Here is a 12,803-nt window from a genome sequence, read left to right as displayed (position 1 = left end):
GGGGCCGCGGCGTCGGGCGCAGCCGCCGGTGCGGCCCCGTCGGCGGCGGGTTGCGGGGCGGCAGGAACTGCAGCCTCTGGCTGGCTCTGGGTCGTCGGCACGTCCTGGGCCAGGCCCGCACCGGCCAGCGTCGCGGCGACCAGAAATGCGGCAAGCCCCGCGCGAAGCGGCTGTCTGAGCAGATGGGTCATGGCGGTCCTTGCATCCAGTTGGTGTCGGGCAGGCGGGCGCGAAAGGGCGTCGGGCCTGCGGCGGTCCGGGGGGTTATCGGCCCACCAAGCAAAACTGTCAATTATTGGAAACGCGGTGATGCCTTGTGCCGCCGATGCGGCGGGGCCACAGTCGCGCCATGACATCACCCCCCCGCATCCCCGCCCTGATCCTTGCCGGAGGCCGCGCGACCCGCATGGGCGGCGGCGACAAGCCCCTGATGGCGCTGGCCGGGCGACCGATGCTGGCGCATGTGCTGGACCGCCTGCGCCCGCAGGCCGAGCCGCTGGCGCTGAACGCCAACGGCGATCCGGCGCGCTTTGCCCGGTTCGGTTTGCCCGTGCTGCCTGACAGCCTGCCCGACCGCCCCGGGCCGTTGGCGGGGGTGCTGGTGGCGATGGATTGGGCGCGGGGCCTGGGGGCCGCGCAGGTGCTGACCGTGCCGGGCGATTCGCCCTTCCTGCCACCGGACCTGGTGGCGCGGCTGTGGGCGGCGCGGGGGCCCATGGGGTTTGCGCTGGCAGCGGGCGACGATCCGCAGGGGCCGCGCGAACATCCGACCTTCGGGCTGTGGCCCGTGGCGCTGCGCGACGACCTGGCCGCGACGCTGGCCGCGGATCAGCGCCGCGTCCGCCGCTTTGCCGAACGCCATCAGCCGGGGCGTGCGGTCTGGCCAGACGCGGTCTTTGCCAACATCAACACCCCCGCCGACTTGGCCCGGGCCGAGGCGCGTCTTGCCGCGCTTTGACCGGATCGTGGTCCTGGACTGGTCGGCGGCGGGACGCCCGACACGAGGGGCCGATTCGATCTGGATCGGTGACGACCGCGGCCTGCTGGCCAACCCGCCGACCCGGATGGAGGCCCACCACCTGCTGCAGAGATTGGCCGAACCGGGAACCCGGCTGTTGATCGGGGCGGATTTCGCCTTTGGCCATCCGTCGGGGCTGGCGCGCCAGATCACCGGACGGGCCGACGCGCTTGCGCTGTGGGACCACCTGGACGCGCAGCACAGCGACGACGCGCGCAACTGCAGCAACTATCGTGACGTGGCGGCGGGGCTGAACCGGGCGCTGGATGCGCCGGTCTTCTGGGGGGACGGGCGGCGGCTGCCCACGCCGGACCTGCCGCGGCTGAGGCCCCCGCCCCATCCCGACCTGGCACCGCACCGCGTGACGGAAACCCCAATTCCCGGAGGCCCGCGCCCGAAATCGCCCTTTCAGCTGGCCGGCGCGGGTGCGGTCGGCGCGCAGAGCCTGACGGGCATCCCCTGGCTGAACCGCCTGCGCCAGCGGGCGGGCACGGCGGTCTGGCCGTTCCAGCCATGGCAGGACGCGGAACTGGTGCTGGCCGAGGTCTATCCCTCGATGCTGGGGCGGCTGGATGTTGCGGGCTGGCCCTGCCTGGATGCGGCGCAGGTGGGGCTGCTGGCCCGCACCTTGCGCGCGCTGGACGACCGCGACGCGCTGGTGCCGATGCTGGCCCCCGACCCCCGCATCACCGATCTGGCGGCCGAGGGGCAGATCCTGGGGTTCGGCCATGACGCGGCCCTGCGCGCGGCGATGCCCCGGACGGGCGACGGGCCGATGCCCTAGGCCGGCGGCGCGGTGGACCGGCCGACGACCAGTTCGGCCTCCAGCAGCTCCTGCACCGGATCACCGGGACCGCCGGTGATCCGGTCGATCAGCAGCGCCGCACAGCGCGCCCCCGCCACCCGCACCGGCGACCGCATGGCGCTGAACACCGGCACCGCATCGCGGTTCGCGTAATAGGACAGGTCGTCGTCAAAGGTCAGCACCGACACGTCGCGGCCCAGGACCAGCCCCCTCTCCTCGATCGCCTGGCGCACGCCGGTTGCGATCATCGTGGCCGCGCACAGGAACGCGGTCGGCGCCTCGGGGCCCGCCAGCAGGGCGCGGGCCTGGGCATAGCCATAGGCGGCCGTCATCTCTCCGGTGGTCATCAGCGCGGGCCGCGGCGCATGGCCCGCATCGCGCAGCGCGCGCAGGTATCCGTCGCGGCGGCGGCGCGCGAAATCCAGCCGTTCGTCCCCGTTCAGCAGCGCGATGCGCAGATGACCAAGCTGCAGCAGGAACCCCGTCCCGCGTTCAAAGGCCCGCAGGTTGTTCACGTCCACCCAGCTGTAGGGACCGTCATGCCCGGTCACCCGCCCATGCACGACATAAGGCAGTCCGATCCGATCCAGCAGCGCGGGGCGCGGGTCGTCATGGCGCGGGAACTGCACGATCACGCCCCCGATCAGACCCTTTGACGACAGCGCGCGATAGGCGTCGGGCTGATCCTCCTCGGGGACGACGGTCAGGTTGATCTCGAACCGGCGGCGGGCGCATTCCTCGCCGACCCCGGCCAGGAAATCGGCATAGATCGGGTTCACGATCTCGTTCCGGCCGCCGATGGGGATCACGCAGCCGATGGTGCTGGCATGGCCCATCGCCAGAAAGCGCGCATGGGCGTTCGGCTGATAACCGTGCTGGCGGGCGGCGGCGACGAGGCGGGCGCGGGTCGCCTCGTTCACCTCGGGGTGGCCGTTCAGGGCGCGGCTGACCGTGGTCGCGGACATGCCCACCAGCTTGGCGAAATCCTTGAGCTTCATCGTCTGCACGGGCCATCGGGCTGCGGCGCGGTGTCGCGCCGGGATGCGGGGGCCCTATCCATGGCGCGAACGCGCGCCCATGGCAACCGCCGCGCCACCCTGCACGTTGACAAACGCGCACAACGCGCCAACCTGCACCCCGCGCCCCAGCAGAAAGCCCTGCCCATGCCGAACCGCACCCTTGCCCTTCTGGTCCTGCTGGCGGCGGTGGCCTTTGCCGTCTCTCCGCTGCTGTTCCCGGGCTTTGCGGGCTACGATCCCGACCGCTTTCCGATTCCCCAGCCGGACCCGCCGATCCAGCCTGCGGGCTGGGCCTTCTCGATCTGGGGCCTGATCTATCTGTGGCTGATCGCCGGCGCCGCCTTCGGACTGTGGCGCCGTGCCGACGACGAGGGCTGGCTGCCGCTGCGGGCGCCGCTGCTGGTCAGCCTGGTCGTCGGGTTCTTCTGGTTGCCGGTGGCGCAGCGCCTGCCGGGTCTGGCCACGCTGATGATCATTGCGATGCTGGTCAGTGCCATCGTCGCGATGATCTGGGCCGGTCGCCGCGACCGCTGGCTGGAGGGGCGGCCCATCGCGCTTTACGCGGGCTGGTTGACGGCGGCGTCGGGCGTGTCGGTTGGGATCTGGCTGGGCGGCCACGGCTGGCTGTCGGCCCAGACCGCCGCGATCCTGTGCCTGATCGCGGTCAGCGCGCTGGCACTGGCGGTCCAGTCGCTGCGCCCGCGCGAATGGGCCTATTCCGCGGCCGTGATCTGGGCGCTGGCCGGGATCGTCGTCGCCAACTGGGGCGCCGGAAACTGGCCCGTGATCCTGATCGCGACCCTTGGCGCCGCCGCGCTGGCGGGTCGCCTTGCCACCGCCCGATGAGTTGACCCGCACCCAAGGAGAAAGCCCATGAGACGCCGCCTTTTCCTGTCCCTTGCCACCGCCCTGCCCGCCCTGGGCCTGACCCGCGCGCGGGCAGAGGACGTGCCGCATTTCACCTTTCCGTCCGTCGACGGGGGCAGCTATGACACCGCCCACTGGCGCGGCAGCCCGGTGCTAATCGTGAACACCGCGTCCATGTGCGGGTTCGCGGGCCAGTTGGCCGACATGCAGGCGCTGCACGACGCCTATGCCCCGCGCGGGCTGGTGGTGCTGGCCGTGCCGTCGGACGATTTCAACCAGGAACTGGCCAGCGGCGCCGAGGCCAAGGAATATTGCGAGCTGCAATACGGGCTGACCCTGCCGATGACCGACATCCTGCACGTGGCCAAGGGGGACGTGCACCCGTTCTATGCCTGGGCGCGGGCGCAGACGGGATTCGTGCCGCAGTGGAACTTCAACAAGGTGCTGCTGGACCCGCAGGGCCGCATCGCGGGCACCTGGGGGTCGTTCGTCAAGCCGGGCGGGCGTCAGATCATGGGCGCCGCGTCGCCCTATCTGACCTGATCACCACGGCACCCGCGCGCCCTTCCAGTCCCAGAAGCTGCCGGTATCGTCGGTCGTCAGCCCGTCGATCACCGCCAGCAACGCCTCGGCGCTGCGGTCGGGGGTGATGGTCGGATAGCGGGAGGCGTATTTCGCGGTCAGCGGCGTCTCGACCGTGCCCGGATGCAGCGCGACCAGGATCGCGTGACGGTTCCGGCGGCGGTATTCGATGGATGCGGTGCGGATGATCTGGTTCTGCGCCGCCTTGGCCGCGCGATAGCCGATCCAGCCGCCCAGGTCGTTATCGCCGATCGAGCCCACACGCGCCGACAGCGACGCGAGCACCGCCCGCCGGTCCCGCGCCAGCAGCGGACCAAAGGCCTGGATCGCCAGTGCGACCCCGGTGGCGTTCAGCGCGAACTGTCGTGCCATGGCGTCCGCATCGACCGCGTCCAGCGACTTTTCCGGCTGGTGCCCGTCGATGACCAGCGCGCCCGTCGTGTTCACGATCAGGTCAAAGGACTGCCCCGCCAGCCGCGCGGCGTGTTCCGTGACCGTGTCGGGCCGCGTCAGGTCCATCCCGTCGGCGGATCGCGACAGGCCCGTGACCTGCGCCCCCTGCGCCTCCAGCCGCGCGGACAGCGCCCGCCCGATGCCGCCCGTCGCCCCCAGGATCAGCGCGCGCGTCACGATTTCACCTCCTCATAGGCCGTCAGGGCGCGGGCACGGCCCTCGGCCAGCGAGATCCGCGGCATGGCGCGTTTCGTCAGGTCAAGGTCCCAGACCCGCGGAATGGCCGCCGCGAATTCCCGGGCGCCGGGCGCGTCGGGGCGCATCCAGTGGTCCTGGTACTGGCTCTTGCCGTCGAACTTCTCGGCCTGTGTCTCCGGATTGAAGATCCGGAAATAGGGCGAGGCATCCGGCCCGCAGCCCGCCACCCATTGCCAGTTCATGGCGTTCGACGCAGCGTCCCAATCGGCCAGGCAATGTTCGAACCACGCAAGCCCCACGCGCCAGTCGGTCAGCAGATGTTTCGTCAGATAGCTGGCGGTGATCATCCGCACGCGGTTGTGCATCCGCCCCGTGACGTACAGCTCTCTCATCCCGGCATCGACGATGGGCACGCCGGTGCGGCCCCGCCGCCAGGCCTCGGCGTCGTCATTGTCGGCGCGCCAGGGAAAGTCGTTCCACTCCTTGCGCCAGCAGCTGCGGTCCATGTCAGGCGTCTCGAACATCAGCTCGCGCGCGAACTCGCGCCAGCAGACCTCGGACAGGAACGGCTCGATCCCCGGAATGCCCTGCTCGAACTCTCCGCGGCAGCGTGACCAGATGCGCCGGGCGCTGATCTCTCCGACGGCCAGCGCATCGGACAGGCCCGACGTGGCCTGGGGACGCCAGGGATGGTTGCGCTCCTGCTTGTAGCCTGCGACGTCGCCCGACATGAACTCCTCCAGCCGGGCATGGGCCTCCTCCTCTCCGGCGCGGACATGGGCGGCCATGACATCCCAGCCTCGGTCCATCGCGGCGCGCGCCTCGGGCCAGTCGGTGCCATCGCTGTCGGGCCAGGCATCGGGCGCGGACAGCGACGGTGGCGCCAGGGGCTGGGCGATGTCGACCTGGCGCACCGCCTTCCAGAACGGAGAGAAGACCTTGTAGACCCCGCCCGACCCGGTCAGCACCGACCCCCGCGGCACCAGGTCGGCCAGGTCGTGCAGATGCAGCCGCGCCCCGCCGCGTTCGACCACCTCTGCCAGCCCGTCGTCTGAGGCGAAGGGAAACCCCACCGTGGTGTGCACCGCATCGGCCCCGGTTTCCTGCAGGACCTGTTCCAGCACCTTGGCCGGATCACCCCGCCGCACGATTAGCCGGCTGCCGATCTTGCGCAGCGCGCGGTCCAGCGGCGCCAGCGCCATCGCTTGGCGCTGCGCGCTGGCGGGCCGGTCGCTTGCCTCGCGCGGGTCCAGGATCACCAGCGGGATCACCGCGCCCGCGGCGGCGGCCGCGACCAGCGCCGGGTGGTCGTCCAGCCGCAGAACCCGCCTGAACCAACAGATGACCGTCATCGCATTCTCCCTTGATGCCCGGATGATCACGCGCCAGCGGCGATATGGTTTCATCGCCCGTGCCGCGGGCAAAGAAAACGCGCGGCATTGTCACACCGGGCCGGGGTGGTATAGCTGAAACCCCGCCCGCCCATAAGGCCCACAGCCCTTGTCCGATCCCAGCTTTCCCCCCGGCTTCGTCTCGCTTGTCTCGGCGGGTCCGGGCGATCCCGACCTGCTGACGCTGAAGGCCGCGCGCAGGCTGGCCCATGCCGACGTGGTGCTGTTCGACGACCTGGCATCCGGACCGGTGCTGGACCATGCGGGTCCGCAGGCCGACCTGATCGCCGTGGGCAAGCGGGCGGGCCGCCCGTCGGCCAAGCAGGAAGCCGTGAACGCGCTGATCGTGCAGCATGCGCAGGCAGGGCGCCGCGTCGTGCGCCTGAAGTCGGGCGACAGCGGCATCTTCGGCCGGCTGGAGGAGGAGCTGGTGGCCCTGACCGCCGCCGGCATCCCGTGGGAGATCGTGCCCGGCGTCACCTCGGCCAGTGCCGCGGCGGCGGCGATGGGCATGCCGCTGACCCGGCGCCTGACCGCGCGGCGGGTGCAGTTCGTGACCGGTGCCGACATCACCGGCCAGCTGCCCGGCGACATCAACTGGGCCGCGCTGGCCGACCCGCTGACCACGACCGTGGTGTTCATGGGCCAGCGTAGCTTTCCCAAGATGGCACAGGGGCTGATCGACCACGGCCTGCCCCCCGAAACCCCCGCCCTGCTGGCCGAGGCCGTTGGCCATCCCGGCCAGCGCCTGCTGCCCGGAACGGTGGCGTCGCTGGCCGATCTTCTGTCGCGCGACGGGCCGGCCAGCCAGCCGGGGCTGATCCTCTATGGGCCGCTGGCGCTGCCCGCCTGAGGGTTCCCGCCCCGGCGCGGGCCTTTGCCTAAAATGCACGTCAAGCAAGACTGGCCAGGCGGCGCGGTTAAGACCATCTTAACACCTGCCCCCTGTTCCCGGCGCCGATGGCCGGACAACCCGCAGTATTGCCATGATCGTGTATCGCCACGTGACGACCTTTGGCGTCACGGAACAACGCTGGCTGTCCAATCTGACCGACCTCGAGATCGTCGAGGCCGACGGCCGCCTGCTGCTGGTGGCGGCGAACCAGGTCCGGGGCGGGATCAGCACCTATGCGATCAGCGACCCCGCGGCCCCCATCACCATGCTGCGCACCCGCCCCTATCTGGCCGACTTCACCTATCAGGGACCGCCGCAGATCACCGCGATCCACATGGGCGGCGACACGCTGATCCACGTGGGCCAGATGGGCGGGGCCAGCAACCTGGGCGTGACGCTGCGCGGTGACATCGGGGCGATGTCGACCTTTGGCTGGCTGTTCGGCACCAGCCTGGGTCCGCAGGTGACGGCCCTGGGCCAGGTGGACACGGGCCAGGCGCAGGTGCTGTATTCGGCGCAGGGCGGCGGGCTGACGCTGACCACCCACCGGATGGGCGCGGACGGCGCGCTGGTCCGGGCAGGCCAGGCCACCATCGCCACCCCGGCGGGCACGACCGACGCGAACCTGGACAAGATCACCGATGTCAGCGTGGACGGGCAGCGGATCCTGATCTCGATCTCGGGGAACGGGAACTTCATCGCGACGCATCTGGTGTCGGCGTCGGGCGCGCTGACGCCGGGCATGGTGCACGGGGCGGACCGCGGCACCGGCTATGACGTGCCATCCGACGTGGATGCGGTGCAGTTCGGCGGCCGCACCTATGTGGTGATGGCGGCGACGGGGTCCGGGACGCTGACCGTGTTCCGCCTGACCGCCGACGGGCGGCTGACCACCGTCGACCATGTCCTGGACGAGGGGTCGACCCGGTTCCAGAACGCCACCGCGCTGGAGACCGTGGTCCTGGGCGGGCGGGCCTTCGTCTTTGCAGGCGGGGCCGATGACGGGATCAGCGTGTTCACCATGCTGCCCGACGGGCGGCTGCTGCACCTGACCACCATCATCGACACCGACGCGATGACCCTGGCCGATGTCACCGACATCGAGGCGCGGGTGATCGACGGCCGCATCCTGCTGTTCGTCGGTTCCGGGACCGAGACGGGCGTGACGCAACTGGTCTTCGAGCCCGGCCCGATCGGGGCCACGGCCACGGCGGGGGCGGGCACCGCGCGTGGCGGCACCGGGGGCGACTTGCTGGTCGCCGGCGCCGCCACCACCCGGATCGAGGGGGGCGACGGCAACGACATCCTGGTCGCGGGCGCGGGCCCGGTGACCCTGGTGGGCGGCGCGGGGGCCGACATCTTCGTGCCGTCGCGGGTGACCGGGCGGATCACCATCCTGGACTATGACCCCGCGGTGGACCGGCTGGACATGTCGATGCTGGGCAACATCCGCAGTGTCTGGCAACTGCGCTTCATCCCCACGGCGAACGGGGTGATGATCATCTATGGCGACACCATCCTGGACATCACCACCCGCACCGGGCGCGGCCTGACCGCGGCCGATTTCTCGAACGCGCTGTTCCCGGTGGGCCACTATCTGGCGCCCGAAACCGACCCCGTGGTGACGCCCCCCGTCCCGCCCCCCTCGACCGAGGCGCTGTGGATCTTCGGTACGTCGGACGCCAATCACCTCATCGGCGGGGCTCGGCGCGAACAGATCATGGCCGGGGCGGGCAACGACACCGTCTCCGGCGGCGCGGGCGACGACACCTTGCGCGGAGAGGCGGGCAACGACTATCTGCGCGGCGGCGACGGCCATGACAGCCTGCATGGCGGCCCGGGCCGCGACACGCTGTTCGGGGATGCGGGCGACGACCTGCTGCACGGCGACGATGACGACGACCTGCTCTATGGCGGCGACGGAACGGACACGCTGCATGGCGATTCGGGCAACGACACGCTGTATGGCGGGGCGGGCAACGATCGGCTGTCGGGGGGCGACGGCAACGACGTGCTGTCCGGAGAGGCGGGCAACGACTGGCTGGAGGATCTGTCCGGCAACAACCGCCTTCTGGGCGGGGACGGTGATGACACGCTGATCGCCGGGGCCGGGATCGACTACCTGGACGGCGGCGCAGGCCATGACAGCCTGCAGGCGGGCGATGGGCGCGACACGCTTTTGGGCGGGGATGGCGACGATCGGCTGTTCGGCGATGGCGGCGATGACCTGCTGATCGGCGGGGTGGGCAACGACCACCTGGAGGGGGGCGACGGCACAGACCGCCTGTCAGGCGGCACCGGCCGCGACACCCTGCTGGGCGGGGTCGGCGACGATGTCCTGGAGGGAAACGAGGATGACGACCAGCTCGACGGCGGCGAGGGCAACGACACGCTGTTCGGCGGGACGGGGGGCGACCGCCTGCTGGGCGGTGCCGGGCATGACGTGCTGTGGGGCGGTGACGGCAACGACATGCTGTGGGGCGGCGATGACCAGGACACGTTGTGGGGCGGTTGGGGCTGGGACACGCTGTACGGCGATGGCGGCAACGACGTCCTGAACGGCGAGGGCGGCAATGACATGCTGTTCGGCGGCATGGGCGACGACCGCCTGTTCGGCGGATCCGGCAACGACCGCCTGTTCGGAGAGGACGGCAACGACCTGTTGATCTCGATGGTCGGATGGAACGTGCTGGACGGCGGCACGGGCAATGACACGCTGACCGCCGGGATCGGGCGCGACCGCCTGATCGGCGGGGTGGGCAATGACGTCCTGCAGGGCGGAGCGGGCGACGACACGCTGGATGGCGGGGCGGGCAACGACCACATGAACGGCGGCCCCGGGCATGACCGCATGTTCGGCGGCACGGGGTTCGACCTGCTGATGGGGGGCGGCGGCAACAACGTCATGTCCGGCGGCATGGGCAACGACACCCTGCTGGGCGGCGGCGGCAACGACTGGATGAACGGCGATCTGGGCAATGACATCCTTCGCGGCGGGGCCGGCAACGACCGCATGTCCGGCGGCGCGGGGGCAGACCGCCTGTTCGGAGAGGCCGGCAACGACCGCATGTTCGGGGATGCCGGCGACGACGTCATGGATGGCGGCATTGGGGCGGACTGGCTGGTCGGCGGGCTGGGCAACGACCGCCTGAACGGCGGCTGGCACAACGACACGCTGGACGGGGGTGTGGGCAATGACTGGCTGTCCGGGGGGCCGGGCAACGACCTGCTGCGCGGTGGTCCGGGGGCGGACCGGATGCTGGGCGGGCCGGGCAACGACGTGCTAGTCGGCGGGACGGGCGGCGATGTGATGCAGGGCGGCATGGGGCGCGACACGTTCCGGTTCTTCGGCGCGATGGACAGCCCGCGCCGTGCCCCCGACCTGATCACCGATTTCCGGACGGGCGAGGATCTGCTGGACCTGCGCGCGATGAACCTGACCTATGCCGGATCGGGCGGGCATCAGGGCCAGCGATCCCTGCGGTGGGAGCATGTGGGCCAGCAGACGCACCTGCTGATCGACGTGAACGGCGACCGACAGGCCGACATGCTGATCCGGCTGGACGGTCGGCTGTCGCTGGACGGCGACGACTTCCTGCTCTAGCGCGCCAGCCGCGCCGCGGCCCAGGACGCGGCCTCGGCCACGACCGGATCGGCGTCCCCGGTCAGTCCCCGCGCCACGGGTGCCAGCGCGGCGTCGCCGGAATTGCCGATCGCGTACAGCACGTTCCGGACAAAGCGGTCGCGCCCGATCCGCTTGATCGGCGACCCCGAAAACCGCGCCCGGAACGCCGCGTCGTCCAGTCCCGCCAGCTCCGCCAGCGGCGGCGCATCGATGATCCCGCGATAGCGCATCTCGGAGCCTGCCTGCGCGAACTTGTTCCACGGACAGACCGCCAGGCAGTCGTCGCAGCCATAGATCCGGTTGCCCATCAGCGCCCGCAGGTCGGGGTCCACCGGCCCCTTGTGCTCGATCGTCAGGTAGGAGATGCAGCGCCGCGCATCCAGCTGGTAGGGCGCAGGAAAGGCCCCGGTCGGACAGACGTCCAGACAGGCGCGACAGGACCCGCAATGACTGACCTGCGGCACGTCCGGTGGCAGCGGCATGGTCGTGAAGATTGCGCCCAGAAAGAACCAGCTGCCCAGATCGCGCGATAAAAGGTTGGTGTGCTTGCCCTGCCAGCCCAGGCCCGCGGCCTGCGCCAGGGGCTTTTCCATCACCGGCGCGGTGTCGACAAAGACCTTGATCTGGTGCCCCGACTCGGGCGCCGTCTCCAGCAGCCAGCGCCCCAACCGCTTCAGCCGCTTCTTGACCAGGTCGTGGTAATCGCGCCCCTGCGCATAGACGCTGACGGCGGCGCGGTCGCGCTGATCCAGCACCGCCAGCGGATCGCCCTCGGGGGTGTACAGCTCGGCCAGCATCACCACCGACCGCGCCTCCGGCCACAGCGCCGCCGGGTCGCCGCGCCAGCTCATCCGTTCGGCCATCCAGCCCATCTGCCCGTGCCGCCCCTGGGCCACGAAATCCGCCAGCCGCCCGGCCAGCTCCGGCACGCCGTCCGGCCGCATGACGCCCATCGCGGCAAATCCCACTGCGCGCGCCTCGGCCTGCATCCGGGCCTTCTGCTTTGCCCAAATACCCCGGGGGGGATCGCCGTCAGGCGATGGGGGGCTGGCCCCCCCGCCCTCAGCCGAAGTCAAGCTCGGCATAATGCGGAGCGGGATGGATGCCCGGCACCTGGTCGGCCAGGACCGACCGGAACGCGGGGCGGGACTTGATGGTCGCATACCAGTCGCGCAGACCTTCGGACCGGTCCCAGTCCACGTCCGAGATGTAATCCAGGCACGAGAAATGCGCGGCCGCCGTGAAATCCGCCAGGCTCAGCGTGTTGCCCGCCAGCCAGCGCCGCGTCTCCAGCAGGGACGACAGATAGTCGATGTGGTCCTTGACCGCGCGCAGCCCGTCCTTGACCACGCGGCTGTCAGGATACCCCGACCGGGTGATCTTCTTCCAGACGCGCTCGTTCAGGATGGGCTGGGTGACCTCGGTATGGAACTTGTCGTCGAACCAGGCGCACAGGCGGCGCACCTCGTGGCGCTCCAGCGGGGTCTGCGGCATCAGCGACGGGGCGGGCACCGCCTCGTCCAGGTATTCGATGATCGCCTGGCTTTCCGCCAGCAGGTTGCCGCGATAGCGCAGCACCGGCAGCTTGCCTGCCGGGTTGCGGCGCTTCAGATCGGGCGATCCCTCCCAGTACCGCTCCTCGACCAGTTCGACCTCGATCTTCTTCTCGGCCAGGACCAGCCGCACCTTGCGGCAGAACGGGGACAGGGCGGTGTGGTACAGTCGCGTGGTCTGCGTGTTGGTGTTCATGGCTGCTCGAGACCTTCTTCTTATTGTCGCAACGCCCCGTTGATACGCCCCGACCCCGCCGCTTTCAACCGCAGCCATCAGAAGCAGGCGGCCCGCCCGTCCCGCGCGATCGTCTCCGCCCCGTCCAGGATGGCCCGCGACCGCGCCGACGGCCCCGACGGGCTGCGCTGGCGCGGGTTGGGCAGGACGGCGGCCAGGCGC

At 70.7% G+C, this 12,803-nt stretch carries 12 protein-coding genes and 2 pseudogenes; 7 read left to right on the top strand and 7 right to left on the bottom strand.

Annotated features, from left to right (window positions below):
- Window positions 1-191 (bottom strand): annotated as a pseudogene (locus FHD68_RS13905) (hypothetical protein); the annotation flags it as partial.
- A 158-nt stretch (window positions 192-349) separates the two neighbouring features.
- On the opposite strand from FHD68_RS13905, the gene mobA reads away from it, so the two are divergent.
- Together mobA and FHD68_RS13895 are read left to right on the top strand one after the other, a co-directional pair.
- Window positions 350-958: a molybdenum cofactor guanylyltransferase MobA gene (mobA, locus tag FHD68_RS13900; protein ID WP_127897368.1), complete on the top strand. Its 609-nt coding sequence runs from the start codon at window positions 350-352 to the stop codon at window positions 956-958.
- Window positions 945-1,802 (top strand): hypothetical protein, encoded by an 858-nt coding sequence (locus tag FHD68_RS13895; protein WP_127897369.1) that lies wholly within the window; start codon window positions 945-947, stop codon window positions 1,800-1,802. The genes mobA and FHD68_RS13895 overlap by 14 nt, the downstream gene beginning before the upstream one ends.
- Here FHD68_RS13895 and FHD68_RS13890 read toward each other — a convergent pair.
- Window positions 1,799-2,821, bottom strand: a complete 1,023-nt coding sequence (locus FHD68_RS13890) for a LacI family DNA-binding transcriptional regulator (RefSeq protein WP_046001216.1) — start codon at window positions 2,819-2,821, stop codon at window positions 1,799-1,801. The two genes, FHD68_RS13895 and FHD68_RS13890, sit on opposite strands and share 4 nt — an antisense overlap.
- Window positions 2,822-2,881: 60 nt before the next feature.
- Between FHD68_RS13890 and FHD68_RS13885 the strand changes: the two genes are divergently transcribed.
- Both FHD68_RS13885 and FHD68_RS13880 read left to right on the top strand, forming a co-directional pair.
- Window positions 2,882-3,688 carry a tryptophan-rich sensory protein gene (locus FHD68_RS13885; protein ID WP_341872765.1) on the top strand — a complete coding sequence of 269 codons (807 nt, stop codon included), beginning with the start codon at window positions 2,882-2,884 and terminating at the stop codon, window positions 3,686-3,688.
- Between the two features lie 27 nt (window positions 3,689-3,715).
- Window positions 3,716-4,252 (top strand): glutathione peroxidase, encoded by a 537-nt coding sequence (locus FHD68_RS13880; protein WP_045982546.1) that lies wholly within the window; start codon window positions 3,716-3,718, stop codon window positions 4,250-4,252.
- On the opposite strand, the gene FHD68_RS13875 is transcribed toward FHD68_RS13880, so the two are convergent.
- The gene (locus FHD68_RS13875) at window positions 4,253-4,921 is read right to left on the bottom strand and encodes an SDR family NAD(P)-dependent oxidoreductase (protein WP_127897370.1); all 669 of its coding nucleotides are present in this window, start codon (window positions 4,919-4,921) and stop codon (window positions 4,253-4,255) included.
- The gene (locus FHD68_RS13870) at window positions 4,918-6,294 is read right to left on the bottom strand and encodes a cryptochrome/photolyase family protein (RefSeq protein WP_127897371.1); all 1,377 of its coding nucleotides are present in this window, start codon (window positions 6,292-6,294) and stop codon (window positions 4,918-4,920) included. The genes FHD68_RS13875 and FHD68_RS13870 overlap by 4 nt, the downstream gene beginning before the upstream one ends.
- On the opposite strand from FHD68_RS13870, the gene FHD68_RS19735 reads away from it, so the two are divergent.
- From FHD68_RS19735 to FHD68_RS13860, 3 genes are all read left to right on the top strand, one after another.
- On the top strand, window positions 6,284-6,412 hold the full coding sequence (locus FHD68_RS19735) for a hypothetical protein (RefSeq protein ID WP_280115174.1): 129 nt from the start codon (window positions 6,284-6,286) through the stop codon (window positions 6,410-6,412). The genes FHD68_RS13870 and FHD68_RS19735 overlap by 11 nt on opposite strands.
- Before the next feature lie 30 nt (window positions 6,413-6,442).
- Window positions 6,443-7,186, top strand: a complete 744-nt coding sequence (cobA, locus tag FHD68_RS13865; protein ID WP_127897372.1) for a uroporphyrinogen-III C-methyltransferase — start codon at window positions 6,443-6,445, stop codon at window positions 7,184-7,186.
- Window positions 7,187-7,319: 133 nt separating this feature from the next.
- A complete protein-coding gene (locus FHD68_RS13860; protein WP_240542463.1) occupies window positions 7,320-10,832 on the top strand; it encodes a calcium-binding protein in 3,513 nt (1,170 codons plus the stop codon).
- On the opposite strand, the gene queG is transcribed toward FHD68_RS13860, so the two are convergent.
- From queG to FHD68_RS19620, 3 genes and pseudogenes are all read right to left on the bottom strand, one after another.
- Entirely contained in the window at window positions 10,829-11,842 is a 1,014-nt protein-coding gene (gene queG / locus FHD68_RS13855; protein WP_240542464.1) for a tRNA epoxyqueuosine(34) reductase QueG, read from the bottom strand. The two genes, FHD68_RS13860 and queG, sit on opposite strands and share 4 nt — an antisense overlap.
- Window positions 11,843-11,915: 73 nt before the next feature.
- The gene (fzlA, locus tag FHD68_RS13850) at window positions 11,916-12,602 is read right to left on the bottom strand and encodes an FtsZ-binding protein FzlA (protein WP_045982541.1); all 687 of its coding nucleotides are present in this window, start codon (window positions 12,600-12,602) and stop codon (window positions 11,916-11,918) included.
- A gap of 77 nt (window positions 12,603-12,679) precedes the next feature.
- Window positions 12,680-12,803: pseudogene (locus FHD68_RS19620) on the bottom strand (monofunctional biosynthetic peptidoglycan transglycosylase); the annotation flags it as partial.

The organism is Paracoccus marcusii, assembly GCF_006151785.1.
Lineage (GTDB): Bacteria > Pseudomonadota > Alphaproteobacteria > Rhodobacterales > Rhodobacteraceae > Paracoccus > Paracoccus marcusii.
Note: the sequence above shows the minus strand (reverse complement) of the source record. Positions and strands in the feature narration are given on the sequence as shown.

Coding starts and splice junctions, on each gene's coding strand:
- mobA (WP_127897368.1), top strand. CDS start 350: ATGACATCACCCCCCCGCATCCCCGCCCTGATCCTTGCCGGAGGCCGC.
- FHD68_RS13890 (WP_046001216.1), bottom strand. CDS start 2,821: ATGAAGCTCAAGGATTTCGCCAAGCTGGTGGGCATGTCCGCGACCACG.
- FHD68_RS13885 (WP_341872765.1), top strand. CDS start 2,882: ATGGCGCGAACGCGCGCCCATGGCAACCGCCGCGCCACCCTGCACGTT.
- FHD68_RS13880 (WP_045982546.1), top strand. CDS start 3,716: ATGAGACGCCGCCTTTTCCTGTCCCTTGCCACCGCCCTGCCCGCCCTG.
- FHD68_RS19735 (WP_280115174.1), top strand. CDS start 6,284: ATGACCGTCATCGCATTCTCCCTTGATGCCCGGATGATCACGCGCCAG.
- FHD68_RS13870 (WP_127897371.1), bottom strand. CDS start 6,294: ATGACGGTCATCTGTTGGTTCAGGCGGGTTCTGCGGCTGGACGACCAC.
- FHD68_RS13860 (WP_240542463.1), top strand. CDS start 7,320: ATGATCGTGTATCGCCACGTGACGACCTTTGGCGTCACGGAACAACGC.
- queG (WP_240542464.1), bottom strand. CDS start 11,842: ATGCAGGCCGAGGCGCGCGCAGTGGGATTTGCCGCGATGGGCGTCATG.
- fzlA (WP_045982541.1), bottom strand. CDS start 12,602: ATGAACACCAACACGCAGACCACGCGACTGTACCACACCGCCCTGTCC.